Consider the following 25,011-nt stretch of genomic DNA (forward strand, 5'->3'; position numbering starts at 1 on the left):
GTCCCTGCAGACGCAAGTTGCTTTCACGCATCTGCATATCAACGGAGAAAAACATGACTGAAATTCTGCCGCTCGCGCGGTCGAACGAGGTTGGGCTCCGTTGATGGCAAGTGTCCTTCCTCTCACCACATAGCCATCGACGTCATGAGAGAAGGATTAAACATGACGAAGAAAAACAGCCACTCCCGCTACAGGGAGAAAAATAGAGTGCTACTTCGCGTCAAACAAGCAATGCGTAGGGCTGGCCCCGCTGCCCCGCCGTGGTTATCCGAAGAAGACAATGAGGAAATTCTCGCTGTTTATCGGGAAGCGCAGCAATGGACGGAAGAGACCGGAGTCGTTCACGAAGTCGATCATATGGTGCCATTGAACGCCACAAGCCGCGGTCAACACTATCTTTGCGGTTTACATGTACCGTGGAATCTTCGCGCAATTCCTCAGTCTATGAACCAGAAGCGGGGCGACTGGTTCTTCACAGGAACACCGCCGATTGATGTTCATGATGATGGCGACGATGACATACCATGGTGATGTCCGAGCAAATCGCAACGTTGCAGAGATGTTGCAGAAAACAAAAGCCGCCCCTAGGGGCGGCTTGTTACTCTCTTGTTATCCAAGAGAGATTTTGGCTCCGGCGGTAGGGATCGAACCTACGACCAATTGATTAACAGTCAACTGCTCTACCGCTGAGCTACGCCGGAACTGAGGCGCGTATAGCAACCCCGATTCCAGACGTCCAGTGGTTAAGTAAGAGAACGATCAAAAATTTTTGCTGTTTTAGAGAAACCGTCGAAAAACAGATGCAACCGACAGTGGGCCAATGGGCGCCACTTTGGTTTTCCCAGTCAGATCAACGAGATGAGCGAAAACATTTCGCTCGGCCGCTGGCAACAATGCTGCTGGCGTATCCGTATAGATGCGCTCAGCCAGATGCCGAGCTGTCCCGTCTGCATCTTCCAACGCGCTCAGGATCTGGGCCTCGCGGGTCTGGCGATGCGCAATCAGCCAGTCCAAGCGTTCGGCAGGACTGGTGATCGGTGCACCATGGCCCGCGTGGAAAACCGACCAGTCGCGCGCGCGTAGCCGATGGCAGGCAGCCATGAAGTCGGTCAGATCACCATCCGGAGGGGACACCAACGAGCTGGCCCAACCCATGACATGATCCGCTGTGAAACAGATGTTCTGCCAGGCCAAGGCAATGTGATTACCCAGATGGCCCGGAGTGTGAATGACTTCGAGCTGCCATCCGTCACCATTGATGAACTCACCGTCCGCCACTTCGACATCCGGGCGAAACGTGCTGTCGATTCCTTCGCCGCCGCCAGTCAGCCCCTGCGCGGCAAGATCGGTCATGACGGCGCTGCGTCCTGCCTCAGGCCCACCATAGGAATAAATCACTGCCCCCGTGCGCGCCGCCAGCGGAGCCGCCAGAGGTGAATGGTCCACATGCGTATGTGTGACAATGATATGGCTGATCCTTTGACCCGGCGCCAAGGAATCCAGAATCGCGCCCAGATGTGCTTCGCTTGCTGGGCCTGGATCGATGACCGCGATGTCGCGATCACCCAGCAGGTATGTGTTGGTGCCACGATAAGTCATCGGAGAGGGATTCGGGGCCAGAATACGCCGCAAACCCAAGTGCAGTTCCTCGGGTTTTCCAACGGGTGGATTGAAATCATCTGGTGATGGCATTCTGTGCTCTTCCTCTTGTCCGGGCAGCCCGCTAGGTTTAGCGCATGTCTTCGCACTGGCTCAAACCTTATATGCCTCGCAGTCTTTACGCCCGGGCGGCGCTGATCCTGGTTTTGCCTGTGATCGTGCTGTTGCTGGTCGTGGGTATCGCTTTCCTTCAAAAGCATCTTGAGGATGTCACCGGCCAGATGACGCGCGCGGCATCCCGTGAGGTGACGTTGATCACGACAATGATCGAGGGCGCGGAAACACAACAACAGGCGTTGGCGTCGATTCGTCCCGATTTGCAGGCCCTTGAGATGAAGGCCAGATTTCTTGGCGTTAACGAAGAGCCTGCGATCGGCGCGCGGCGATGGTATGACTTCATCGCACCACAGGTCGAATCTGAACTACATCTCTGGCTGCCCGATCTCGTCGCCGTCGCTTTGCCCAGCAGCAAGGAGGCTCGGGTTTACCTGGATACGCATCTGGGCCTGCTGCAATTGACATTTGATCGGCGCAGATTGTCGCCTGCGGCTCCGCATCAATTGATTGTCACCATGGTGTTCTTTGCGGTCATCATGACGACGATCTCGTTTCTTTACATGCGAAACCAATTGCGTCCCATTACGCGCCTCGCCGATGCGGCGCAGGCATTCGGGCGTGGGCGAATCGTTCCGTATTCACCCGGCGGAGCAATCGAGGTACGCGCGGCGGGTAACGCGTTTCTGGATATGCGATCCCGGATCGAACGCCAGATGGAGCAGCGGACGTTGATGCTGTCTGGTGTCAGTCACGATCTGCGTACTCCGTTGACTCGTCTGAAGCTTGGACTGTCGATGTTGCCCGAAGATGAGGCCGCACCATTGCAAAAGGATGTGACTGAAATGCAGTCCTTGCTGGATGCGTTTCTGGAATTTTCGCGTGGGGCCGCCGAAGGATCGACGGAAGAGGTCCGACCGGATGAATTTCTCCGCCAGATCGTGGATGACGCGAAACGGACCGGTCATCAGGCAGACCTGATTGCGGTCGAAGGGCAGGGTACAGTCATGCTGCGCCCCATGGCTGTGCGCCGGGCGGTCGAAAACCTGATAGGAAACGCCGTTCGCTATGGCAGCCTAGCCGAGGTCAGCCTGTTTCTGAACGCGAAATCGATGCGAATCCGCGTTGAGGACGACGGCCCCGGTATACCGGCGGACCAGCGTACTGAAGCGGTCAAGCCATTCACGCGTCTCGACCCGGCACGCAATCAGAATCAGGGCAGTGGCGTTGGCCTAGGTCTTGCGATTGTGGCCGATGTCGCACGCGCGCACGGCGGTATTTTGCGTCTGGGCAAAAGTGAGCGTCTTGGCGGGCTGTGCGCGGATATAATCATAGGCCGATAAATCCCCATTATGTCTGTGTATTGAATTCAATTTTGCTAATTTGTCTGTCCATGGCATCCTGTTCCCATATTTTTTTCATTTTTGGGGGACGCATGAGATGGTTATCGCAGGATTCGTAAAACTGGCCGAAAAGGGGTTCGTTGGTTGCGCAACAATTGCGGCCTTGCTGCCACTTTGGCAGTGGTATGAAGAAACCGATGAAAGACGGGTCGAACGTCTGATCGGCTTTATCGGTTCAGGCGATACCTGTCTGAAATGGTTGCGGTCCGACCTTGTTGAGTCGCTGGCGTCCGAGTTGTGGTACGCGTCGCAGCAGGAAGTAGTTGATGGCGACGAGGATCTTGCGCCGCTGCCGGTTCAGGTGCGTGCCAATATGGCGATTTTTTGTGCTGAAATGCTGGACTATTTGCAGAATGATTTTGGCAAGTTCGATGAACCTGTTGCCTTCGACTATTACATGATGATCATGGATGCTTCGTTCTGGGTCGATCCTGCGGATTTTGAAACGTATTTGGCTGCGGTGCATCAAGATCCGGACCTGTCCGGCAGTCACGAGAATTACAGCTTTGGTGGGCGCGACGGCTATTCCTTTGAGTGGCAAGTGACACAAGAAAAGTTCGACGCGTATTTCGGAATCGAAGAATCGAGTGAATGAGGCAACGCATTCGCGTGCAGGCGATAAAAGCTGATCCTGATGTTTCGGCGAAATGGTAGGCCCGGAGGGACTCGAACCCCCAACCAAAGCGTTATGAGCGCTCTGCTCTAACCAATTGAGCTACAGGCCCGCCTAGGCGCCTTGGGTATCACGGTGAACAGCCGCGTCAAGCCTGACCGTTGCAACAAACGCCACAATCGAATAACCCGCCCGCAAAGCTTTCTTGAGGGACCGAACATGACAGCGGGTAAAAACGGAATCACCTATGCCGATGCAGGTGTGGATATCGACGCGGGGAATGCCCTGGTCGATCGGATCAAGCCCGCCGCCAAGCGGACCAACCGACCCGGTGTGATGAGCGGCCTGGGCGGATTCGGCGCACTGTTCGATCTGAGGGCTGCCGGATACCAAGACCCTATCCTGGTAGGTGCGACGGATGGTGTGGGCACCAAGTTGCGGATCGCGATCGATACTGGTGTCGTGGACGGAGTCGGGGTCGATCTGGTGGCCATGTGCGTCAATGACCTGATCTGCCAGGGGGCCGAGCCGCTGTTCTTCCTCGACTATTTCGCAACCGGTAAGCTGGATACCGATACGGCGGCACGGATCATCGAAGGGATTGCCGACGGATGCGCACAGTCCGGCTGTGCCTTGATCGGTGGTGAAACCGCCGAGATGCCGGGCATGTATCCAGATGGAGATTTTGATCTGGCCGGTTTTGCGGTTGGTGCGATGGAACGCGGCGCAGATCTGCCTGCGGGCGTTCAATCCGGGGACGTGTTGTTGGGTCTGGCCTCGAACGGGGTGCATTCCAACGGCTATTCGCTTGTGCGTAAGCTGGTCGAGCTGTCCGGTCTGGGCTGGGATTCGCCGTCGCCCTTTGGTGAGGGGATTCTGGGTGAGGCGCTGCTGACGCCCACACGCCTTTACGTAAAACCGGCTTTGGCTGCGGTTCGTGCGGGTGGTGTACACGCGCTGGCGCATATCACCGGCGGTGGATTGACCGAAAATCTTCCGCGTGTGCTGCCCGAAGGGTTAGGGGCCGAGATCGATCTGGACAGCTGGCGGTTGCCGCCCGTCTTTAACTGGATGGCAGAGACCGGTGGAATCGTAGAGGCGGAAATGCTCAAGACCTTCAATTGCGGCATCGGCCTGATTGTCGTGTGCGCTGCGGACAAGGCTGATGACCTGTCGTCCCTGTTGACGGATGCTGGTGAAACCGTCGCTCGGATCGGTACCGTCACCGAAGCGCCCGGTGTTGCCTATTCAGGCAAACTGCTGTGAGTCACAAGCGCGTCGCGATCCTGATTTCCGGGGGCGGGTCGAACATGTTGTCGCTGGTCGACAGCATGACCGGAGATCATCCGGCGCGGCCTTGTTTGGTGCTCTCCAATGATGCGCAGGCTGGCGGGCTGAAAAAAGCTGCGGACCGTGGCATTCCGACCGCAGTGGTTGATCATCGCCCGTTCAGGGGGGATCGCGCCGCGTTTGAATCCGAGCTTCTGAAGCCCTTGCAAGAGGCGCAGCCTGACATTGTCTGTCTGGCTGGCTTCATGCGGGTTTTGACAGCAGATTTCGTGTCCCGATTTCAAGGTAGGATGCTGAATATTCACCCTTCATTATTGCCCAAATACAAAGGGTTACACACTCATTCGCGCGCGATTGAGGCCGGGGATTCAGAGCACGGCTGCTCGGTGCATGAGGTGACGGCGGCGCTGGATGACGGTCCGATTCTGGGCCAGGCGCGGGTTCCAATTGAAACGAAAGATACACCAGAGTCGCTGGCTGCGCGGGTGTTGGTGTGGGAGCATAAACTGTACCCCGAAGTGTTGCGGCGCTTTGCAGAAGGCAACAGGTCGCCAGTCCAGTTGCCCTGAGCACGTTCTGGGTGATTTACACCCGTATAAAAATCGGCCTATGGTCGTCGACAACGCTCGGAACGACGACAATAACGGGCAGTCACAAAAACAAGAGCGATACTAGTACTGCGCATGAAAACCCTGACGACGACGCAAGAGCTGGCCGATTTCTGCAAGGCTGCTGCAGACAATCCCTATATCACAGTTGATACCGAATTCCTGCGCGAGCGGACCTATTACTCCAAATTGTGCCTGGTGCAATTGGCGGTCCCGTCCGAGGATGAAGACAGCGCGGTTCTGGTTGATCCGCTTGCCGATGGCCTGTCGCTTGAACCGCTTTATGACCTGTTCCGGAACGAAGACGTGGTTAAGGTGTTCCATGCTGCCCGTCAGGATCTTGAGATATTCTGGGTCGAAGCCGGCGTCTTTCCCAAGCCGCTGTTTGACACACAGGTTGCAGCGATGGTGTGTGGCTTTGGCGAACAGGTTGGCTATGAAACTCTGGTCCGGAAAATCTGCAAGCAGGGCGTTGATAAGACTTCTCGGTTCACCGACTGGTCCCGTCGTCCTCTGACTGATGCTCAAAAAAACTATGCTCTGGCAGACGTGACGCATTTGCGCGGGATCTATGAATACCTGGCCGCAGAACTTGAAAAGACAGAGCGCAGCCATTGGGTTGCCGAAGAACTGCGGACGCTGACACAGCCCGCCACATATGACATCCGTCCCGAAGAGGCCTGGAAACGGGTAAAGACGCGTACGAACTCGGCCAAGTTTCTGGCTATCGTGCGCGAACTGGCGCAGTTTCGCGAAGCCTACGCACAGGAAAACAACGTGCCCCGGAACCGTGTGTTCAAGGACGATGCGTTGGTTGAGTTGGCTTCGACCAAACCCAAAACGCATTCTGATTTGGGCGGATCCCGCCTTTTGCTGCGCGAAGCCCGCAAAGGAGCGATTGCCGAAGGTATTCTGGCCGCAGTCCAGCGTGGCGTGAATTGCCCGGCCGACAAATTACCGAAGGTCGACAATTCGCGCGACAAGCTCAAGGTCAACCCGGCACTGTCAGACCTGTTGCGGGTTCTTCTTAAATCCAAAACCGAAAGCTCTGGTGTGGCGGCGAAATTGATCGCCACAAGCTCGGAACTGGATCAGATCGCGGCCGGTGAGCGCGATCTTCCGGCGATGTCCGGTTGGCGGTTCGAGGTCTTCGGCGAGGACGCGCTCAAGCTGTGTGAAGGAAAAATTGCCTTGGCGGCCAAAGGGCAGTCGGTCAAGGTGGTTACGCTTTAACGGCGCTTACCGGCGCCGAGATTCGAGGGCGTTCTGTTGCCCGACCACACGGACCAGACGAATACCTTCCAGTTCCTGTTTCGAGACATTGATGGCGTCTGATACCATCCGTGTACGCTCTGACCCTTGCGGTGTCTCATAGCTGGGGTAGGTCACGCGGAATACGAACTCCAATGTTCCTTTTTTTTGGTTTTCGTCCGATTCAACAGGGACCAGACGCGCATCGTACGCCCCCTGTCGGACAGCCGTGCCAGACGCATAGATGATCGCGCCGGTGGGTGTTGGGTCGATGCGCAATTCGTCAATCTGACCAATTGGAATGCTGGTGTCTTCGGCATCGGGGCGTGAAAACAGACCGGTACCTTCGCTTTGTTGAGGAACGAGTGCGTCGGCGGCATTCGGATCGCGTGGGGTATCGGCATCGACAGATCTGCTGGATCCAAACCAGTTCGACGGGTTTACCCGAGAATCACGCCAGCTGCTGCAGGCAGTCAGGGTCAGCGTGGCGATAATGAGAACGGACAGAGATTTTTGCATGGACCCACAGACTTTCACACGAGTTCAGGCAATGGGTTAGCGCAATTTCTTCGCGTTGAAAAGCCACCGCGGGGGCTGGACAGTAGCTGGTCGTCGGCTTACGTCACAATTATGAATGTAACCGAAGGACCACCGCACCATGGCCACGCCCGCCTTTGAAGAGATTGTCGAGGATTTCGAATTTCTCGAGGATTGGGAAGACCGGTATCGCCATGTCATCGAGCAGGGCAAGGCGATGGAGCCTCTGGACGACGCGTTCAAGGTTCCGGCGACAAAGGTGCATGGATGTGCCAGTCAGGTCTGGCTGCATCCGATGATTGAGTCCGGTGTCTTCAAGTTTGATGGCGACAGCGATGCACTGATCGTGCGCGGGCTGATCGCGGTTCTTCGGTCTTTGTACAACGGGTTGCCGGTAGCCGAAGTTCCCAAAGTCGATGCAGGGGCTGAACTGGCACGCCTTGGGCTGAACGACCACCTGTCCGCTCAGCGCTCAAACGGTCTGCGGTCGATGATCGAACGCATCCGGCAGGTCGCACAGGAAAATGCCTGATTCATCTTGGGCGGTTTGCCCAGTCTGATAACGTGTTTTCCAGATCGCCGTAACCGGTGAACCGGCGTTCGAACTCCAGTCCCATTCGGTCTGCACATTCGCGGGCGCGTTGCGTCAGGTCCGGGCTGTCGATCTGGGCCTGATAGATCAGTTTGGTGTAATTCCCGAAATACATGTCACGCAGTTCCGGGTGGCGATCCAATCCAAGGGGCTTCCAGACAAAAGCGTCGAATTGCCGGGCCAGAAAATCTGTAAGATAGAAGGCCGTTGTTTCGTCTTCTCCACGGTCCTGAAAGGCCTGATTCCCTTCGAAGAAGGAATAGCAATGCGGTCCCTTCACCATTTCGACCCCCAGTTTCTCGCAGGCCGTTTGCAACAGACCTCCGGTCCCGCAATCGGCGTACACGACGTAGATCTTGTCAAAATTGCTCTGATGCTTGGCCACTGCGTCTTCCACGGCCTGCGTGATCCGTTCCGGGTGAACGTGCAGGATCGCCGGCAGGCAGGTCAGTGCCATGTGATCCCAGCCATTTCGCGTTTTGATATCCAGTATTTCCCGCGCAAGAGCGCCGCAAGCGATCAATAGGATGCTGCCCTTGCCCACATCGTCATAGCCCTTTGTGGTCAGGCTTGCATCATCTGGCAGAGATTCGTTTGACATCAGTTGGCATCCTTCGGGGCTGTTTCCATAGGAGGATGATTGCGGCCATTGGGCAAGCCCCGATCCGACATCTCATGTCAGGCCGCCGACGCATGCGCCTCGAACGCCGCCAACAGGGGCCGGGCCAGCGGTCCGTACGCAGCGATGCCATTCAGCGACAGGTCCGGAAACAGCGACTGGATCTCTTGCCGTGCGGCAATGTCGAGACTGTTCCAGATTTGCGCGCCGGGGTGAAGGCTCTCGCTCAGGCACCCTTGTGCCCAGCGTAGCTCATGCTGGTCGAACAGCAAATGGATGTAAGTCACCATCCTTCCGGGTCGCAGAACGATGTCAGACCCATTCACGAGATGTTTGGCAGGTGCCAGTGCTTCGCAATGACCGGTATGTAGCTCAAGACGCCAATCCCTGATCAGCATGCGGTGCTGCTGCGACACCAGAAGATCGCGCGTGTTTCCAACCGCACCAGCTTTGAAAAGAACAGGCGCATGCGGACCCGTTGCCTTGACGGATCGCCGCCCCATCCAGCGCAGGGTTTGCAGCCCATGATCATGGGTTTCGATACTGTCGCCAAGGGACAGGGTTTCAATCGGCCGCTCGCCCAGATCAGTGCGGATCAGCGTACCGGGTGTAAAGCAGGGAACCAGGTCCCAATCCTCGCGACGGGCTGTCAGGCCTGAATACCGGTTTCCGGCAAGACTGTTGAATGTGATCGAGCGGACAGGGCCAGCCTCCAAAGCTGATTGGTCTGAATTGTCCGAGAATTCCGGCATCAGATAGGTGTTGCCATCCACATCCTGCGCCACGACTGCGGTAATCTTGGTTGTTGATCCATCAAAATAGGTGATCGTGGCGTTGTAAATCGAAGTGCCATCGAATGTCTGCGGCGGCCCGCCATCGATCGAAAACCGATCATTGGTTGACATGTTGTTCATGTTGTAGATCGAACCCGGATTGCCGACCGCGCTCCAGGTGGCGCTGTCGTGAGCCAGCGGTTCGTCCGATCCGCCAAAGGTTCGCCCCACGAGCGCCGAGGCGTTCTCGGCTATGGTGTTGCCTTCGGAACTGTCGATATCGGCAAGATTGCCGAGCGAAATGACTGTGAACGTAGTTGGCACGAGACCCCCTTGGATTAGGATGCCTCGTTTTTTTGGACCCGATTTCGTTTAAAATCGGATTATCCTCATCGTCTGATGAAGAAACGCCCCTGAATCGAAAAGGCCGCCCTGGATCGGGCGGCCTTTCAATCAGGATCTTACGGGTCTTACCCAGCCAGTTGATTGTGCTTGCGGCCAACAAATTCCTTGGCGGTTTCCACTGCAACAGCAGCGTCGCGGCAATAGGCGTCTGCGCCGATGGCCTTGCCGAACTCTTCATTCAGCGGTGCGCCGCCGACCAAAACGATATAGTCGTCGCGAACGCCTTGCTCGACCAACGTGTCGATGACCACTTTCATGTAGGGCATGGTGGTGGTCAGCAGGGCGGACATACCCAGGATATCGGGTTGTTCATTTTCCAGCGCTTCCAGATAGTTTTCGACCGGGTTGTTGATTCCCAGATCGACAACTTCGAAGCCTGCGCCTTCCATCATCATCGACACAAGGTTTTTGCCGATGTCGTGGATGTCGCCCTTTACGGTGCCGATGACCATCTTGCCGACGCGCGGTGCGCCGGTTTCTGCCAACAACGGCTTGAGGATGAACATGCCGCCTTTCATGGCGTTCGCAGCCAGCAGAACCTCGGGCACGAACAGGATGCCGTCGCGGAAGTCATGGCCCACGATGGTCATGCCACCGACCAGAGCCTTGGTCAGAATGTCATAAGGCGTCCATCCCCGTTCCAGCAGGATATTGGTGGCTTCTTCGATCTCTTCCTTCAGGCCGTCATAGAGATCGTCGAACATCTGCTCGACCAGTTCGTCGTCATTCAGTTCGGACAGGACGATGTCTTCTTCGTCGGACATGGGGTATTCCCTGTGCTGGGCGGGCCATCGGCCCGTGGTGGCATTTTTTCCGTTTTGGCCAAAACGTCGCATCCTGACTGTGACGATTGCGACGTCGGTCGTTTCGGGACCGACCTATAAGACAAAAAATGGGGTGGCTCGATAGAAAAGTCTGCAAGATTATCCTGTATTCCCTTCATCTCGTTCTCTTTGGCTGGAGATTTGGGATTGCTTGCGCAAACCCTTTAGTGTGCCTATGTTCGAGATGAGAACGAATAGCGAACAAGTGAATGTTATGAGTGCAACGCAACCAATCAAGGCAAGAGGCGCAGCGTCGAACGAATCTGGTCGGTTCGAACGCTTCGCCACCGAGGCAATTGATGACGGATGGGATAACGCCGAGGCACTGCCATTTCTTCGAACCGAGACGCGTGAAGAGTTTGCTTGCAGCGCTATTACCTACAACAAATCCCCCGATTTGCCCTTCGATCGTTCGATCAACCCGTATCGAGGGTGTGAACATGGCTGCGTTTACTGCTTTGCGCGGCCAAGCCACGCCTATCTGGGCCTGTCTGCCGGTTTGGATTTTGAAACGCGTCTGATCGCGCGGCCCAACATGAGCAGTGTTCTGCGCAAGGAATTGTCCGCCAAGTCTTACAAAGTGGCACCGCTTGCAATTGGTACAAATACAGACCCGTATCAGCCGATTGAGAAAAAGCATATGATTACAAAAGCATGTCTTGAGGTGCTGCGTGAATTTAACCATCCGGTTGCAATCGTCACCAAAGGAGCTCTGATTGAGCGCGATCTTGAGTTGCTCGCCGACATGGCCGGTCGGGGGCTGGTGCGCGTTGGTATTTCACTGACCACTCTGGACGCTGACCTTTCCCGCCGCATGGAGCCTCGGGCGCCGTCACCGCCTCGTCGTTTGCGTGTGATCAGGGCACTGAACGAAGCCGGTGTTCCGGTGCGTGTGATGACGTCACCCATTGTGCCTGGACTGACGGATCATGAACTGGAAAACCTGTTGGAAGCCGGAAAAGAAGCCGGTGCAGATGCCGCCAGCTGGATCATGTTGCGCTTGCCGCGTGAGGTTTCGCAGCTTTGGCAGGACTGGCTGGCCGGCCATGAGCCCTCAAGAGCGGAAAAGATCATGTCCAAACTGCGGGAAATGCATGGTGGGCGGGATTACGATCCGCGTTGGGGTCACAGAATGCGGGGCGAGGGTGAGTACGCGGGAATCATCGCTCAAAGGTTTTCGAAGTCCTGCAAGCGTCTGGGGTTGTCCGTAAAGTCGGCCCCGTTGCGCTGCGACCTGTTTGCGGTGCCACCGCAGCCCGGAGATCAGATGAGCCTGTTCTGAGGTCATGCGCCCCAATTTATTGTGCTGCCTTACGATTGAATACCGTTTTTCGAACTTCCATTGCTCTAACCCCCAAAAAAAGGCCCCGGTTGAACCGGGGCCTTTGGAATAGACTGCTTACATGCGCCAATCAGCGATTTTCGATATCGACGTAATCGCGCAGTGTTTCGCCTAGATACAGTTGGCGCGGACGCCCGATCTTGTTCTGGGGATCTGCGATCATCTCTTTCCACTGGCTGACCCACCCAACGGTGCGCGACAGGGCAAAGATCGGCGTGAACATCGAGGTCGGGAAACCCATCGCTTCGAGGATGATGCCCGAGTAGAAATCGACATTCGGGAACAGCTTTTTCTCGGCGAAATACGGATCTTCCAGTGCTTCCTTCTCCAGCTCCTTGGCGACCTGAAGTTTCGGGTTGTTTTCAATGCCGAGAAGATCCAGAACCTCGTCTGCCGACTGCTTCATGACCTTGGCGCGTGGATCGAAGTTCTTGTAGACACGGTGGCCAAAGCCCATCAGGCGGAACGGATCATCTTTGTCTTTGGCCCGTGCGATATATTCGGGAATGCGATCAACAGTGCCGATCTCTTCCAGCATTTCCAGGCACGCTTGGTTGGCGCCACCGTGGGCAGGACCCCAAAGGCAGGCAACACCGGCGGCGATACAGGCAAACGGGTTCGCGCCCGACGACGAGGCCAGACGTACTGTAGATGTCGAAGCATTCTGCTCGTGATCCGCGTGCAGGGTCAAAATCCGGTCCATGGCGCGGCTGAGGATCGGGTTGACCTCATATTCCTCGGCAGGAACGCTGAAGCACATGCGCAGGAAGTTAGACGCATAGTCCAGATCATTGCGCGGATATACGAAGGGCTGACCTGTATGGTATTTGTATGCCCACGCAGCAATTGTCGGCATCTTGGCGATCAGACGATGCGATGCAATTTCACGCTGCCGCGGGTCGGCGACATCAGTTGAATCATGATAAAAGGCCGACATCGCGCCGACTACACCAACCATGATGGCCATCGGATGTGCGTCACGACGGAAACCACGATAGAAATACTGCATCTGTTCGTGCAGCATGGTGTGTCGGGTGATCGTGGTTTCGAACTTCTCCAGATCCTTCGCCGCCGGCAGCTCTCCGTACAACAGAAGATAGCAGACCTCGAGGAAGTGCGATTTCTCGGCCAGTTGGTCGATCGGATAACCGCGGTGCAGCAGCTCGCCTTTTTCGCCGTCGATATAGGTGATGGTGCTGTCGCAGCTTGCTGTCGAAGTGAAGCCGGGGTCGTAGGTAAAAACGCCAGCCTGGCTATATAGTTTTCGAATATCAATGACATCCGGACCAGCGGTCGGAGAATGAATAGGCAACTCATACTCTTTGCCGTGAACGGTCAGAGTGGCTGTTTTGTTGCTTTCAGTCATGGTTGTCCCTTCTTCATTCATGCGTACGCCAGAGAAACCTCCGGTGATACGGGCAACGACTGCGCGTGGACGCGCAGTCCGGGTGTTAGCGGAGCAGCGTTACCCGTTTATGAAACTTGGGTTATTTCGCTGCTTCAGAAAGCCGCGCCAGGGTTTCTTCCCGTCCTAGCACAAGCATCATGTCAAAAACCGAAGGCGTAACGGCACGACCCGCCAGAGCGGCCCTCAGCGGACCGGCCAGCTTGCCGAACTTGAGCTCCTTTGACTCGGCAAAGGAATTCAGGGCCTCCTCCAGTTCGTTCCGCGACCAGCTAGCATTTTGCAGATGCGGCGTCAATTCCGTCAGTATACCATCGGATACAGATGCCAGTGCCTTTGCTGCCTTTTCATCCGGAATGATTGGTCGACTTGTCAATACAAAATGAGCCTTTTCAATCAGTTCTGGGAAGGTTTTGGCCCGATCCTTGAGGCAATACATCGCACGTTCCAGATCACTGGATTGTGTTTCCGTAAGGGGCTTCAGATCTGCTGCGGTCAGATATGCCTCGATCTCCTGCCGCAGCGCAGCATCATCCGAGATTGCGATGTGCTGTCCACACAGGTTTTCAAGCTTTTTCAGATCGAACCGCGCGGGGCTCTTGCCGATCCCATCCAGATCGAACCATTCCTTTGCCTGTTCATCTGTGAAAAACTCGTCGTCACCATGGCTCCAGCCCAGCCGGGCCAGATAATTTCGCATTCCGGCGGCGGGATAACCCATGGCCTGATATTCCTGCGCCCCAAGTGCACCGTGGCGTTTGGACAGTTTCTTGCCATCAGGCCCGTGAATCAGCGGGATATGTGCCCAGACCGGAACGTCCCAGCCCATTGCTTCGTATATCATCATCTGCCGCGCGGCATTGTTGAGGTGATCGTCACCGCGGATCACGTGGGTAACACCCATATCGTGATCGTCCACAACCACTGCCAGCATGTAGACGGGTGTTCCGTCCGACCGCAGAAGGATCATGTCATCCAACTGATCATTGTGAATGCTCACGTCGCCCTGAACCTGGTCGCGGATCACGGTCGACCCGTCCTGAGGCGCCTTGATGCGAATAGCAAAAGGCGCGTCCGGATGTGTCGAAGGATCGGCGCCTCGCCACGGGCTGCGGAACAGGGTTGATTTCCCTTCAGCCCGTGCTTGTTCACGGAATGCAGCGATTTCATCCTGTGTCGAGAAACATTTGTATGCTTTGCCCTCGGCCAGCAACTGATGCGCGATTTCGGCGTGACGGGCAGCCCCTTCGAATTGGCTGATGACATCGCCATCGTGGTCCAGTCCAAGCCATCCCATGCCCTGAAGGATCGCGGCGGTCGCTTCAGGCGTTGAGCGTTCGCGGTCCGTGTCTTCGATCCGAAGCAGGAACTTGCCGCCACGCCCGCGCGCATAAAGCCAATTGAACAACGCGGTCCGCGCGCCGCCGATATGCAGGAAACCGGTGGGCGAGGGGGCAAAACGAGTGACGACCTGGTCGGACATAGTGGGGATTAACCTTTTGGTAACCGTATCTGGCATAGTTTGACGCCTGTCTAACGAGCCCGAAGGACGGGGGCAACCATGCGTGTTCTTGCACGGGTCGAGGCCGCGCTGCTGCATCAGACAGGGTACCTGTTCCCCTGGACGCCGGTTTTGCTGGCAACGGGGATTGGTCTGTATTTCGGCGTCCGCGTCGAGCCGGATTGGTCAGTTTATTCTGGCCTTGCCTGTCTTGGAATCGCTCTTGTCGCCTTGTGCCGCCGGCTGCCACCGGGGGTGGGAACGTTGGCAATCGGGGGGGCGCTGATCACTGCAGGTTTCATTCTTGCAGGCGTTCGCGCCCATATGGTGGCAGAGCCGGTTCTGTCGTGGCGATATTATGGCCCTGTCGAGGGGAGGGTCGTCGCCATGGATCGGTCTGCCTCGGATGCGTTGCGGTTGACGCTTGATCAGGTACGTATAGGGGATGTACCTCAGGAGCGCAGGCCGCAGCGCATCCGTCTTTCCGTTCATGGTCCGGCGGGCACTATCGCTCCGGGGCAGCGCATTATGACCACGGGTCATCTTTCGCCGCCGCAAGGCCCGGTAGAGCCCGGAGGGTTCGACTTTCGCCGCCATGCCTGGTTTCAACGTTTGGGCGCGGTCGGCTATACCCGCGTCCCGGTCATGACCATCACACCAGCGACAGAGGGGATCGACGGCATTCGGGTCACTGCGATCCGCATGGCCATTTCGCAGCGGGTAAGGCAGATCCTGCCCAGAGAAATCGGTGGATTTGCCGCGGCCGTCACCACCGGAGATCGCAGTGGGATGGGGCAGGAGACGTTATCATCCTTGCGGGCTTCAAATCTGGCGCATCTGCTGGCCATTTCCGGGCTCCATATGGGGCTTTTGACCGGTTTCGTGTTCGTGGCTTGCCGATTGGGTCTGTCGCTGTGCCCTCCTGTGGCGTTGAGACTTCCAGTTCGGAAAGTGGCCGCTGTGCTCGCGCTTTGTGCCGCAACCCTTTATCTGTTGTTGTCCGGGGGCAACGTTGCGACCGAACGCGCCTTTGTCATGGTCAGTGTGATGCTGGGTGCCGTGTTGATCGACAGACGTGCGATTTCGCTGCGTGCGGTTGCTGTTGCCGCAGTAATCGTGCTGGTTCTTCGACCCGAGTCGCTGCTGAGCCCCGGATTTCAAATGTCGTTCGCCGCAACCACAGCGTTGGTTGCAGTCTTCGGAGCGTTGCGAGAGGCAGGCCCGTTGCCCGGCCCAAACTGGTTGAAACCAGTCGTTGGCGTGGTGATGTCATCTGCAATTGCTGGTCTTGCGACAGCCCCCATTGGTGCGGCGCATTTCAATACGATGTCCCATTACGGTCTGCTGGCAAACCTGCTTTCCGTACCTGTCATGGGCCTTTTTGTCGTGCCCTCTGCCGTCATTGCCGCGCTTCTGGCCCCGTTTGGACTGGAGGCAATTGCCCTGACTGTCATGGGGTGGGCGTTGCATTGGATCATTACGGTTTCCGGCTGGGTGTCGCACCTGGAGGGCGCGCAGAGTTTTGTTGTCAGCCCGCCTTGGTACATCCTGCCCCTGGTCGCATTTGGCGCCTTATGGATGGCCTTATGGCAGGGAAAAGCGCGATGGGCCGGAGCAATGCCTGTTGTCTTGGCATTTCTGCTTTGGAACTCGGGGCACAGACCGGATGTCCTGATTGCGGAAAACGGCGGATTGGTGGGCGTGATGACCGAAAAGGGCAGGGCCCTCAGCAAAAGCAAAGGAAGCGGGTTTGTCGCCGGTGTCTGGCTTGAAAATGACGGAGACGGCGTTGATCAGATTGAGGCGGCGCTCAGATGGCCGGACAGCAGCATCGTTCAACGATACCCGCTGAAGGACTATGAGATCATCCATATCACCGGAAAAAGGGCGGCGCAGGCGTTTGATGAATGTCGGGATAACCAGATCATCATCTCGGCTGTTGCGCTTACCCTGCAAGGTTCGTGCGGGGTATTTGATCCGGAACGGTTGTACAAAACCGGCAGCCTGTCGGTTTCGAACGGAAAGCTGACCTCAAGCGCAGACATGACCGGCCATCGGCTTTGGTCCCCAAAACCTGCCGGGGACCGTCATTTCAAGCAGGCTCAATAGGTGCGGATCAGTCCGACCAACCTGCCTTGAACCTTGACCTTCTCGTCGGGCAGGACGCGCGTTTCATAGGCCGGGTTTGCAGCCTCCAGCGCGATTGCATTGCCGCGGCGGAAGTACCGCTTGAGGGTCGCTTCCTGATCTTCGACCAAGGCAACGACGATGTCACCGTTATCCGCGGTCGAGGTTTCCCGAATGACGACCACATCACCGTCATTGATGCCAGCGTCGATCATCGAGTCGCCGCGAACTTCCAACGCATAGTGCTGACCCTGTCCCGAAACCATGGGGCCAGGGACGGCCACGTGACGCGAAACATGGCTGATCGCTTCGATGGGAACACCGGCTGCGATCCGGCCCATGACTGGCAACTCCAGCGCGTCCACCGATACAGGTTCTACATTCGCAGGGCGAGGGCCCTTGGGCTTGTCGCCTTCGATAACGCGGGGCGTGAAGCCGGCCGTCGGCTCGCCGCCAAGGCTTTCGGGCAATTTCACAATCTCAATAGCGCGAGCGCGATGGGCAAGGCGGCGGATAAACCCGCGTTCCTCCAATGCGGTGATCAGCCTGTGAATGCCGGATTTCGACCGCAGGTCGAGAGCAGCCTTCATTTCATCAAAACTGGGCGGAACACCGTCCGCCTGCACGCGTTTGTGGATGAATTCCAGCAAATCCAATTGCTTCTTGGTCAGCATCGCTCACACCTCGTCGCTCATGCGTTTTCTTTTGTTCTACGCATGTTCACGTTTTGTGTCAACAAATTTGAGAACATCCTAGATCGGCAGGTATTCAACCATTTCCCCGATGTCGCGCGCCGGATCGTGTGGGGCACGGACCAACAGCGCGTTGGACTGGGCCAGTACACTGAGAAGGGAACTGTCCTGATCTGCGCAAGCTTCGATTCCGCCATCAGTGACCACGGCGCGCATATAGTGTTCGCGCGGCCCGTTCTCCGGCAGGGGACCTCTCAGCCGTGCTGTGCGGAAGGGGGGCAGCACCTGTTCAAGCCCCAGCATCCGGCGCACCATCGGAGCCAGAAACAGATAGCCGCAGACCATGGCGCTGACCGGATTACCCGGTAACCCGACCATGGCCGCTTCGCCGATACGACCGGCCATCAGGGGTTTTCCGGGGCGCATTCGGATCTTGTAGAAAGATTGCTTCATCCCCAACCCCTGCGCGACGTCCGACACGAGGTCATAATCGCCAACCGACGCCCCGCCGATCGTCACGACAAGGTCTGCACCCCGCGCAAGTTCGAAGGCGGTTTCAAGCGATGATACTGTGTCGCGTGCAATTGGAAGCACGCGAACCAGAGCGCCCAATCCTTCGAGCATTGCCTGCAGGCCGAATGTGTTCGAGGCAATGATCTGATCCGGGCCGGGTTCTTCCCCGGGCATGACCAACTCGTCACCGGTCGAGATGAGGGCGATCACGGGCCTGCGTGACACAGGGGCTCGATGGATATTCATCGCGGCCATCAAGGCAACATCTTCAGCGCGGATCAAACGCGGTGCGGATATGGATGTGCCAGCCTTGAAATCCACGCCAGCGGGTCGGATGTTCGTTTTGGTGCCGGGTGTTTCCGTGATTGTCAGAAGATCACCGCGGCGGTCTGTATCCTCTTGAATCACAACGAAATCCGCGCCATCGGGCACGGGGGCGCCAGTATAGATGCGAACTGCCTGTCCGGGGCCTACAGTGCCCTCAAAACGACGTCCGGCTGCTGACTCGCCCACAACTTTGAACATGGCGTGCGGTTCGACCTCGTCAGATTTGACTGCATAGCCATCCATCGAAGACGCGGCAAAAGGCGGTTGGTCCCGCGTGGCCGTGACGTCCCGCGACAAAACACGCCCTGCGGACTGGGCCAGTGGAACCTCTTCTGCCGGCAATGGTCCCACAAGATCGAACAGCAGGGCGCGCGCCTCTTCGACAGTAATCATTTTGCCTCGTAACGCCCTGATTTACCGCCATCTTTAAGCAGAACGCGAATGCCGCCTATTTCCATCGCCTTATCGACTGCCTTGGTCATGTCGTATACCGTCAAGGCGGCTGTCGATACGGCGGTCAGCGCTTCCATCTCAACCCCGGTCTGGCCCGAGGTCTTGACGGTGGCCTCGATCAGAACACCCGGCAGATCCGGGTCAAGTGTCAGCTCGACCGCCACTTTGGTCACCGGCAGAGGGTGACACAACGGAATAAGGTCCGGCGTTTTCTTGGCACCCATAATGCCGGCCAAACGGGCAATACCCAGAACATCGCCTTTTTTAACGCGGCCTTCCGAAATGATTTCAAAGGTTTCTGACGCCATCTTGATGTGACCTGCGGCGACGGCGACACGATCTGTCACGTCCTTGGCCGAGACATCGACCATATGCGCCTGACCTTGGGCATCGAAATGGGTCAGCGGCATCACATTACTCCGGGGATCAGCGGTTTAGACAGGATGTGACGCGTTGCCGCTTCGACATCGTCCTGGCGCATCAGACTTTCACCGATCAAAAAGCAGCGGGCCCCATACCGCGCAATGTCCCTCAGATCGTCTGGCGTGCTCAGTCCGCTTTCGCAAACGATGGTGCGATCGGCGGGCACCAGCTTGGACAGGCGACGCGTCGTGTCTAGCGTTGTCTCGAATGTCTTCAGATTGCGGTTGTTGATACCGATCAGAGGGCTTTTCAGTTGTGCCGCGCGTTCAAGCTCTGCTTCGTCGTGGACTTCGATCAGAACGTCCATCTCCCAATCGAATGCAGTGTTTTCCAGTTCAGCCGCCTGATCATCACTGACCGAGGCCATGATGATCAGAATACAATCCGCACCCAGGGCGCGTGCTTCGACCACCTGATACGGGTCGTACATGAAATCCTTACGCAAAGCGGGCAGAGATGTCGCCTCGCGTGCTTGCGTCAGGTACTCTTTCCTGCCTTGAAAACTGGGGGTGTCAGTCAGGACGGACAAACACGCCGCGCCACCATCTTCATAAGCCTTTGCAAGAGCGGGTGGATCAAAGTCAGGTCTGATCAGACCCTTGGACGGGCTGGCTTTCTTGATCTCTGCGATCAGGCCATAGCCTTGGCGAGATGCGGATTGCAGAGCCTTCGCAAATCCACGTGTTTCCGAGGCGGCCCGTGCCTCATCTTCCAGTGTTTCCAAAGATTTCTGGGCTTTGTCCGCCCCGACTTCTTCCAGTTTGTAGGTTTTGATTCTGTCTAGAACGGTTTCGGTCATGCGGCTTCCTGTGTCTTGGCGGCCAAGGCCGTGATTTTGTTTTTGGCATTGCCACTGTCGATACTGTCAGCAGCCATGGCCACGCCTTCGCGCAGATCGTTTGCGGCCTCTGCGACGACCAGAGCGGCGGCCGAATTCAGCAGCACGGCGTCACGATACGCTGACGGGTCACCGTCCAGCAAAGCCCGGAACGCAACGGCGTTTTCCTCGGGTGTGCCACCGATGATTTCTTCGAAAGGATGCACGGGAAGACCTGCGTCTTCTGGGTGCAGTTCGACCTCTTTCACGATCCCGTCTTCCAGAGCGGCGACCCAGCTGATGCCGGTGATCGTAAGCTCGTCCGTCCCGTCCGAGCCATGCACCAGCCAGGCCCGGTCCGACCCCAGCAGACCAAGCGTTTCGGCCATCGGGCGGATCAGATCACGGCTGAAGGCGCCGGTCAATTGTCGTTTGACGCCAGCAGGGTTGGTCAGGGGGCCAAGAATATTGAAAATCGTGCGCGTTCCCAGTTCCTGCCGGGTCGGCATTACGTGGGCGATGGCAGGATGGTGCATTGGCGCCATCATGAAGCCAATTCCGACGTCTTTCAGCGCGTTCTCAACGACTTGTGGGCCAACCATGACATTGATGCCCATCTGGCCTAATGCGTCCGCCGCGCCGGATTTAGAACTCAGGTTGCGATTGCCGTGTTTCGCGACCGTTACTCCAGCACCGGCCACGACAAAGGCTGTCGCGGTCGAGATATTCAGGGTGCCTTTGCCATCGCCACCGGTGCCTACGATATCCATCGCTCCCTCAGGTGCGTTCACGGCATTGCATTTCGCGCGCATCACGGCCGCGGCCGCAGCATATTCATCGACCGTCTCACCGCGCGTCCGCATGGCCATGAGCAAACCGCCGATCTGGCTGGGCGTGGCTTCGCCATCGAACAATATGGCAAAGGCCTTTTCGGCCTCATCACGAGTCAAAGGGCGATCGGCAGCGGCTCCGATCAGCGGTTTAAGCGCGTCGCTCATGCCGGGACTTTCAGTTCTTGCAGGAAGTTCTTGAGAAGGGCGTGGCCGTGCTCGGATGCGATGGATTCCGGATGGAACTGCACACCGTGGATCGGCAATTCCTTGTGTTGCAGTCCCATGATGGTGCCGTCTTCCAGCTCGGCCGTAATCTCCAGGCAATCGGGCAGGGTCTCGCGCTCGACCACCAGCGAATGATACCGGGTTGCTTCAAAGGGTGAGGGCAGTCCGGCAAACAGGCCTTTGCCGGTGTGCTTCACCGTGCCCATCTTGCCATGAACGATCTCGTGACATCGAACCACCTTGCCGCCAAACACCTGACCTATGGTCTGATGGCCCAGGCAAACCCCCAATAGTGGTGTTTTGGTTTCGGCAGCAGCTTGTGTCAGTGCAAGACAAATCCCCGCCTGATCCGGGTCGCAGGGACCGGGGCTCAGCAGGATGCCGGCAGGGTTCATGGCCATCGCTTCCTGCACATCCAGCGCATCATTGCGACGAATGACCATTTCGGCACCAAGTTCGCCTAAATAATGTACCAAATTGTAGGTAAACGAGTCGTAGTTGTCGATCAGCAGCAGCATATGGGCACTTATCTTCGCTTGGGCATTTCGGGCTGGCGATGCAGCCCCGGGCCACGGTATAATGTCCGCACATACATGCTCAGGCTTGAGCGGCAGCGTCAAGAGGACATACCGTTTCTGACGCGTTCAATTGGCCGAGCGCCACACCAGATGGCGCAGAGCTGGACGAGGCAGATGAAAGAGGCGAAAGGCAGGAAAATGGGCGGATTTTTCGGAGGAATGGTCGCTGGGGCGGTCGTTGTTTTGATCTTGGGTGCGGTCGTGTCTCTCAAGACACCGATGGTGAATACCCCGGTTGTCGCAACCAAAGCACCGGCGCCGACGATTTCTGAAACACCAGAGGCTCCGGCTGAAGTGGCTGAGGCTGGTTCCGATGCTGACCTCGTGGAACTGGCTCCGCGTGCGCCAGAAGCCGCCGATGACGCCGGCGAGGATCTGGCCGATCTGTCGGGTCTGGAAACATCAGTCGATTCTCAGCCAGTTGTTGGCGCGGCAACGGACGCGCTGAACCAACCGGAAGCAGCAGGTGCAAATGAAGTGTCTTTTGTGACCGAAGCACCTGCCGCCCTGCCAGAGCCAAGTCAGGTTCCGGCGATTCAGCCAGACGATGCGCTGCCTGCCGTAAGTGATGAAACACCGGCCCCGCCAGCAGAGCCCGAGAACACCGAGGTGGCCGTTCTTGCGCCCGAACCAGACCCTCTGCCACAGGCCGTGCCAGAACCGGAGCCAGAGACGACAGAGGCCGAAGAACAGAACCCCTTTGAAAACAGCCCGATTGCTGTGGAAGGGGATGAAGACACCCTGCCACGCGAACTGCCGCGTATTGCTGCGCTGCCCCAGATCGGGGGTGAGCAGGAAGCAAGTGCCAGTTCATTTATCGGAAAACGTGTCGCACCGTTAACGGAACGCGATGATGAGCCCGTCGTGGAACAGGCCTCGGTTGAACAGCCGAAATCGGCCAAACCGATCGAGCGTTTTGCGGCAAAGTTCGAAAACCCCGAAGCCAAGCCGTTGATGTCGATCATTCTGATTGATGACGAGGGCGCTTTCGGGTCCGAGGCGTTGCAGGACTTTCCGTATCCGATCAGCTTCGCCGTGAATCCATCGGATCCTGACGCGGCAGAAAAGATGGCACGTCACCGCGAGGCCGGGTTCGAGGTGCTGGCCCTGGCGGATCTGCCCGAGGCGGCAAGCGCACAGGATGCCGAAGTGTCGCTGTCGGTGTGGCTGGATACCCTGCCGGAAACAGTAGGTATTCTGGAAGGCGTGAACAGCGGGATTCAGGGCAATCGCAAACTGGCCGATCAGGTCGCTGCGATTGCTGCGGGAACCGGCCGGGGGCTGATTACGCAGGACAATGGGCTCAACACTGTGCAGAAGCTGGCAGCCCGAAACGGAATTCCGTCCAGTGTCGTTTTCCGTGATATAGACGGCGCACGGCAGGACCCCAAAATCATGCGCAGGTTCCTGGATCAGGCCGCTTTCCGTGCCGGTCAGGAAGGGACAGTGGTCATGCTGGGGCGCGTGCGTCCCGAGACGATTTCAGCCCTGTTGCTGTGGGGGCTGGAAGATCGGGGCAACCGTGTGGCAATGGCTCCGATCTCGGCTGTCATGATGAAACAGGTGCAGTGAACCGCGCAGAAAGCAACGATAAGGGGCGGTGATCATCTGATCGGCCGCCCTTGTTTTTTTAGCCGTTTCCGTTCCCGGTGAACCGGGCGGCATCTGCCGCGGCGCGCCGTATGGCGTTGGATTTATGAACGGTTTCCATGAACTCGGCTTCGGGATCGCTGTCATAAACGACGCCACCGCCGGCTTGGATATAGAGTTTCTGGTCTTTCACGATGGCCGTGCGCAGGGCGATACACATGTCCATGTCGCCGCCCGCGCTGAAATAGCCGACGCCGCCGCCATAGACGCCGCGCTTTTCAGGCTCCAGCTCGTCGATGATCTCCATCGCGCGAACTTTGGGCGCGCCCGAGACCGTGCCTGCCGGCATCCCGGCAAAGAAAGCGTCCAGCGCGTCTTTGTCTTCGGCCAGTTCGCCCACCACGTTCGACACAATGTGCATCACGTGGCTGTAGCGTTCGATAATGAACTCTTCAGTCGGACGCACGGTTCCGATCTTTGAAACGCGACCGGTATCGTTACGACCCAGATCCAGCAGCATCAGATGCTCGGCCAGTTCTTTCTTGTCGGCCAGAAGATCAAGCTCGTTCGCCTTGTCTTCCTCTGGCGTCGCGCCGCGAGGGCGGGTGCCAGCGATGGGGCGAATGGTCACTTCATTGCCAAACACACGTACCAGAATCTCGGGGCTTGCGCCCACGACCTGAAAACCGCCGAAGTTGAAATAGAACATGAACGGCGACGGATTCGTGCGCCGCAAGGAACGGTAGAGTGCGAAGGGCGGCAGCGGAAAATCCTGCGTCCAGCGTTGAGCCGGAACAACCTGGAAAATGTCACCCGCGCGGATGTATTCCTTGGCCTTTTCAACCGCCTCCATATAGCCGGACTTGGTAAAGTTCGACACCGGTGCGGCGACTTCGCGCGCGTCACCCAGATCGCGGGTTTCTGCGGGCATCGCGCGTTCCAGATCCCGGACCGCATCCATTACACGCTCAGCCGCCTGCGCATACGCAGCTTTGGCGGATTGACCGTCACTGGCCCAGGCGGGTGAAACCACTGTTACCTCACCCTTGACCCCATCCAGCACCGCGATGACAGACGGGCGCAGCATGATCGCATCGGGCAGACCCAGGGGATCGGGGTTCACATCCGGAAGGTATTCCACCAGCCGAACCATGTCATATCCCAGATACCCGAACAGCCCGGCAGCGGCCTGGGGTAAGTCATCGGGCAATTCCATTCGGCTTTCGGCCAGAAGCGCCCGCAGGTTGTCCATCGGGTTGCCATCTTGAGGCGAGAACGCCTCGGAATCGAAACGGGCCGAGCGGTTCAGCTCAGATGTTTCGCCGCGACAGCGCCAGACCAGATCAGGTTTCATACCAATGATCGAATAGCGGCCACGCACCTCACCGCCCGTCACCGATTCCAGCATGAACGCGTCTTTCTGCGCGCCCGTCAGCTTGAGCATCAGTGACACAGGTGTGTCCAGATCGGCGGCCAGACGTGTGTAAACCACCTGGTTTTCGCCCGCTTCATAGGCGCGCGCGAAGGTGTCGAATTCGGGTGTCAGGGCCATATCGG

The 25,011-nt window shown here is 57.4% G+C and carries 24 protein-coding genes and 2 tRNA genes; 10 read left to right on the forward strand and 16 right to left on the reverse strand.

All coding sequences use genetic code 11. The features are described 5' to 3' along the window. The first annotated feature begins 162 nt into the window (after positions 1 to 162). Entirely contained in the window at positions 163 to 531 is a 369-nt protein-coding gene (locus tag D1823_RS04650) for a hypothetical protein (protein WP_162896770.1), read from the forward strand. 95 nt (positions 532 to 626) lie between these two features. Here the strand turns inward: D1823_RS04650 and D1823_RS04655 are convergent. Further along, positions 627 to 701, reverse strand: a tRNA-Asn gene (locus D1823_RS04655). 76 nt (positions 702 to 777) lie between these two features. Continuing rightward, positions 778 to 1,692, reverse strand: a complete 915-nt coding sequence (locus D1823_RS04660; RefSeq protein ID WP_117868831.1) for an MBL fold metallo-hydrolase — start codon at positions 1,690 to 1,692, stop codon at positions 778 to 780. 44 nt (positions 1,693 to 1,736) lie between these two features. On the opposite strand from D1823_RS04660, the gene D1823_RS04665 reads away from it, so the two are divergent. Beyond that, positions 1,737 to 3,056: an ATP-binding protein gene (locus tag D1823_RS04665; protein ID WP_117868832.1), complete on the forward strand. Its 1,320-nt coding sequence runs from the start codon at positions 1,737 to 1,739 to the stop codon at positions 3,054 to 3,056. Between the two features lie 97 nt (positions 3,057 to 3,153). Beyond that, positions 3,154 to 3,711 (forward strand): hypothetical protein, encoded by a 558-nt coding sequence (locus tag D1823_RS04670; RefSeq protein WP_117868833.1) that lies wholly within the window; start codon positions 3,154 to 3,156, stop codon positions 3,709 to 3,711. A gap of 53 nt (positions 3,712 to 3,764) precedes the next feature. On the opposite strand, the gene D1823_RS04675 is transcribed toward D1823_RS04670, so the two are convergent. Next, positions 3,765 to 3,841 (reverse strand) — tRNA-Ile (locus tag D1823_RS04675). A 107-nt stretch (positions 3,842 to 3,948) separates the two neighbouring features. Between D1823_RS04675 and purM the strand changes: the two genes are divergently transcribed. From purM to rnd, 3 genes are all read left to right on the forward strand, one after another. Next, a complete protein-coding gene (gene purM, locus D1823_RS04680) occupies positions 3,949 to 4,995 on the forward strand; it encodes a phosphoribosylformylglycinamidine cyclo-ligase (protein WP_117868834.1) in 1,047 nt (348 codons plus the stop codon). Then, positions 4,992 to 5,588: a phosphoribosylglycinamide formyltransferase gene (gene purN, locus D1823_RS04685; protein WP_117868835.1), complete on the forward strand. Its 597-nt coding sequence runs from the start codon at positions 4,992 to 4,994 to the stop codon at positions 5,586 to 5,588. Before purM ends, purN begins: the two co-directional genes overlap by 4 nt. Positions 5,589 to 5,702: 114 nt before the next feature. Continuing rightward, positions 5,703 to 6,860: a ribonuclease D gene (gene rnd / locus D1823_RS04690; protein ID WP_117868836.1), complete on the forward strand. Its 1,158-nt coding sequence runs from the start codon at positions 5,703 to 5,705 to the stop codon at positions 6,858 to 6,860. A gap of 6 nt (positions 6,861 to 6,866) precedes the next feature. Here rnd and D1823_RS04695 read toward each other — a convergent pair whose 3' ends face one another. Further along, positions 6,867 to 7,397, reverse strand: a complete 531-nt coding sequence (locus tag D1823_RS04695; protein WP_117868837.1) for a hypothetical protein — start codon at positions 7,395 to 7,397, stop codon at positions 6,867 to 6,869. A gap of 139 nt (positions 7,398 to 7,536) precedes the next feature. On the opposite strand from D1823_RS04695, the gene D1823_RS04700 reads away from it, so the two are divergent. Continuing rightward, a complete protein-coding gene (locus tag D1823_RS04700; protein WP_117868838.1) occupies positions 7,537 to 7,947 on the forward strand; it encodes a SufE family protein in 411 nt (136 codons plus the stop codon). A 1-nt stretch (position 7,948) separates the two neighbouring features. On the opposite strand, the gene D1823_RS04705 is transcribed toward D1823_RS04700, so the two are convergent. The 3 genes from D1823_RS04705 to D1823_RS04715 form a co-directional block, all read right to left on the reverse strand. Then, entirely contained in the window at positions 7,949 to 8,608 is a 660-nt protein-coding gene (locus D1823_RS04705) for a DUF1638 domain-containing protein (protein WP_117868839.1), read from the reverse strand. Between the two features lie 77 nt (positions 8,609 to 8,685). After that, a complete protein-coding gene (locus D1823_RS04710) occupies positions 8,686 to 9,723 on the reverse strand; it encodes a Hint domain-containing protein (protein ID WP_117868840.1) in 1,038 nt (345 codons plus the stop codon). Between the two features lie 146 nt (positions 9,724 to 9,869). Then, entirely contained in the window at positions 9,870 to 10,568 is a 699-nt protein-coding gene (locus tag D1823_RS04715; protein ID WP_117868841.1) for a B12-binding domain-containing protein, read from the reverse strand. Positions 10,569 to 10,842: 274 nt separating this feature from the next. On the opposite strand from D1823_RS04715, the gene D1823_RS04720 reads away from it, so the two are divergent. Further along, the gene (locus tag D1823_RS04720) at positions 10,843 to 11,910 is read left to right on the forward strand and encodes a PA0069 family radical SAM protein (protein WP_366140731.1); all 1,068 of its coding nucleotides are present in this window, start codon (positions 10,843 to 10,845) and stop codon (positions 11,908 to 11,910) included. A gap of 130 nt (positions 11,911 to 12,040) precedes the next feature. Here the strand turns inward: D1823_RS04720 and gltA are convergent, their stop codons facing one another. Continuing rightward, positions 12,041 to 13,336: a citrate synthase gene (gene gltA, locus D1823_RS04725; protein WP_117872740.1), complete on the reverse strand. Its 1,296-nt coding sequence runs from the start codon at positions 13,334 to 13,336 to the stop codon at positions 12,041 to 12,043. 121 nt (positions 13,337 to 13,457) lie between these two features. Then, on the reverse strand, positions 13,458 to 14,858 hold the full coding sequence (gene gltX / locus D1823_RS04730; protein ID WP_117868842.1) for a glutamate--tRNA ligase: 1,401 nt from the start codon (positions 14,856 to 14,858) through the stop codon (positions 13,458 to 13,460). A gap of 78 nt (positions 14,859 to 14,936) precedes the next feature. On the opposite strand from gltX, the gene D1823_RS04735 reads away from it, so the two are divergent. Further along, positions 14,937 to 16,985 (forward strand): ComEC/Rec2 family competence protein, encoded by a 2,049-nt coding sequence (locus D1823_RS04735; protein WP_117868843.1) that lies wholly within the window; start codon positions 14,937 to 14,939, stop codon positions 16,983 to 16,985. On the opposite strand, the gene lexA is transcribed toward D1823_RS04735, so the two are convergent. The 6 genes from lexA to D1823_RS04765 all read right to left on the reverse strand — a co-directional run bounded on the left by lexA (position 16,979) and on the right by D1823_RS04765 (position 21,804). Beyond that, positions 16,979 to 17,677, reverse strand: a complete 699-nt coding sequence (gene lexA, locus D1823_RS04740) for a transcriptional repressor LexA (protein WP_117868844.1) — start codon at positions 17,675 to 17,677, stop codon at positions 16,979 to 16,981. The genes D1823_RS04735 and lexA overlap by 7 nt on opposite strands. A 78-nt stretch (positions 17,678 to 17,755) precedes the next feature. After that, the gene (gene glp, locus D1823_RS04745) at positions 17,756 to 18,928 is read right to left on the reverse strand and encodes a gephyrin-like molybdotransferase Glp (protein WP_117868845.1); all 1,173 of its coding nucleotides are present in this window, start codon (positions 18,926 to 18,928) and stop codon (positions 17,756 to 17,758) included. After that, complete coding sequence (gene moaC / locus D1823_RS04750; protein WP_117868846.1) at positions 18,925 to 19,398, reverse strand: cyclic pyranopterin monophosphate synthase MoaC; 474 nt, start codon at positions 19,396 to 19,398, stop codon at positions 18,925 to 18,927. The genes glp and moaC overlap by 4 nt, the downstream gene beginning before the upstream one ends. Continuing rightward, on the reverse strand, positions 19,398 to 20,210 hold the full coding sequence (trpC, locus tag D1823_RS04755; RefSeq protein WP_117868847.1) for an indole-3-glycerol phosphate synthase TrpC: 813 nt from the start codon (positions 20,208 to 20,210) through the stop codon (positions 19,398 to 19,400). Before trpC ends, moaC begins: the two co-directional genes overlap by 1 nt. Continuing rightward, a complete protein-coding gene (gene trpD / locus D1823_RS04760; protein ID WP_117868848.1) occupies positions 20,207 to 21,226 on the reverse strand; it encodes an anthranilate phosphoribosyltransferase in 1,020 nt (339 codons plus the stop codon). The genes trpC and trpD overlap by 4 nt, the downstream gene beginning before the upstream one ends. Further along, on the reverse strand, positions 21,223 to 21,804 hold the full coding sequence (locus D1823_RS04765; RefSeq protein ID WP_117868849.1) for an aminodeoxychorismate/anthranilate synthase component II: 582 nt from the start codon (positions 21,802 to 21,804) through the stop codon (positions 21,223 to 21,225). The genes trpD and D1823_RS04765 overlap by 4 nt, the downstream gene beginning before the upstream one ends. Positions 21,805 to 21,978: 174 nt before the next feature. Here D1823_RS04765 and D1823_RS04770 point away from each other — a divergent pair, with 174 nt between their 5' ends. Next, positions 21,979 to 23,436, forward strand: a complete 1,458-nt coding sequence (locus D1823_RS04770; RefSeq protein ID WP_254683796.1) for a polysaccharide deacteylase family 2 protein — start codon at positions 21,979 to 21,981, stop codon at positions 23,434 to 23,436. 58 nt (positions 23,437 to 23,494) lie between these two features. Here the strand turns inward: D1823_RS04770 and trpE are convergent, their stop codons facing one another. Beyond that, complete coding sequence (trpE, locus tag D1823_RS04775) at positions 23,495 to 25,006, reverse strand: anthranilate synthase component I (RefSeq protein WP_117868850.1); 1,512 nt, start codon at positions 25,004 to 25,006, stop codon at positions 23,495 to 23,497. Between the last annotated feature and the right edge of the window lie 5 nt (positions 25,007 to 25,011).

The sequence above is a fragment of the Ruegeria sp. AD91A genome (assembly GCF_003443535.1).
Classification (GTDB): domain Bacteria; phylum Pseudomonadota; class Alphaproteobacteria; order Rhodobacterales; family Rhodobacteraceae; genus Ruegeria.

What these genes read in the sequence shown, in the direction of transcription:
- D1823_RS04650 (WP_162896770.1), top strand. Translation starts at nt 163, where the DNA reads ATGACGAAGAAAAACAGCCACTCCCGCTACAGGGAGAAAAATAGAGTG.
- D1823_RS04660 (WP_117868831.1), bottom strand. Translation starts at nt 1,692, where the DNA reads ATGCCATCACCAGATGATTTCAATCCACCCGTTGGAAAACCCGAGGAA.
- D1823_RS04665 (WP_117868832.1), top strand. Translation starts at nt 1,737, where the DNA reads ATGTCTTCGCACTGGCTCAAACCTTATATGCCTCGCAGTCTTTACGCC.
- D1823_RS04670 (WP_117868833.1), top strand. Translation starts at nt 3,154, where the DNA reads ATGGTTATCGCAGGATTCGTAAAACTGGCCGAAAAGGGGTTCGTTGGT.
- purM (WP_117868834.1), top strand. Translation starts at nt 3,949, where the DNA reads ATGACAGCGGGTAAAAACGGAATCACCTATGCCGATGCAGGTGTGGAT.
- rnd (WP_117868836.1), top strand. Translation starts at nt 5,703, where the DNA reads ATGAAAACCCTGACGACGACGCAAGAGCTGGCCGATTTCTGCAAGGCT.
- D1823_RS04695 (WP_117868837.1), bottom strand. Translation starts at nt 7,397, where the DNA reads ATGCAAAAATCTCTGTCCGTTCTCATTATCGCCACGCTGACCCTGACT.
- D1823_RS04700 (WP_117868838.1), top strand. Translation starts at nt 7,537, where the DNA reads ATGGCCACGCCCGCCTTTGAAGAGATTGTCGAGGATTTCGAATTTCTC.
- D1823_RS04705 (WP_117868839.1), bottom strand. Translation starts at nt 8,608, where the DNA reads ATGTCAAACGAATCTCTGCCAGATGATGCAAGCCTGACCACAAAGGGC.
- D1823_RS04715 (WP_117868841.1), bottom strand. Translation starts at nt 10,568, where the DNA reads ATGTCCGACGAAGAAGACATCGTCCTGTCCGAACTGAATGACGACGAA.
- D1823_RS04720 (WP_366140731.1), top strand. Translation starts at nt 10,843, where the DNA reads ATGAGTGCAACGCAACCAATCAAGGCAAGAGGCGCAGCGTCGAACGAA.
- gltA (WP_117872740.1), bottom strand. Translation starts at nt 13,336, where the DNA reads ATGACTGAAAGCAACAAAACAGCCACTCTGACCGTTCACGGCAAAGAG.
- gltX (WP_117868842.1), bottom strand. Translation starts at nt 14,858, where the DNA reads ATGTCCGACCAGGTCGTCACTCGTTTTGCCCCCTCGCCCACCGGTTTC.
- D1823_RS04735 (WP_117868843.1), top strand. Translation starts at nt 14,937, where the DNA reads ATGCGTGTTCTTGCACGGGTCGAGGCCGCGCTGCTGCATCAGACAGGG.
- lexA (WP_117868844.1), bottom strand. Translation starts at nt 17,677, where the DNA reads ATGCTGACCAAGAAGCAATTGGATTTGCTGGAATTCATCCACAAACGC.
- glp (WP_117868845.1), bottom strand. Translation starts at nt 18,928, where the DNA reads ATGATTACTGTCGAAGAGGCGCGCGCCCTGCTGTTCGATCTTGTGGGA.
- moaC (WP_117868846.1), bottom strand. Translation starts at nt 19,398, where the DNA reads ATGCCGCTGACCCATTTCGATGCCCAAGGTCAGGCGCATATGGTCGAT.
- trpC (WP_117868847.1), bottom strand. Translation starts at nt 20,210, where the DNA reads ATGACCGAAACCGTTCTAGACAGAATCAAAACCTACAAACTGGAAGAA.
- trpD (WP_117868848.1), bottom strand. Translation starts at nt 21,226, where the DNA reads ATGAGCGACGCGCTTAAACCGCTGATCGGAGCCGCTGCCGATCGCCCT.
- D1823_RS04765 (WP_117868849.1), bottom strand. Translation starts at nt 21,804, where the DNA reads ATGCTGCTGCTGATCGACAACTACGACTCGTTTACCTACAATTTGGTA.
- D1823_RS04770 (WP_254683796.1), top strand. Translation starts at nt 21,979, where the DNA reads ATGAAAGAGGCGAAAGGCAGGAAAATGGGCGGATTTTTCGGAGGAATG.
- trpE (WP_117868850.1), bottom strand. Translation starts at nt 25,006, where the DNA reads ATGGCCCTGACACCCGAATTCGACACCTTCGCGCGCGCCTATGAAGCG.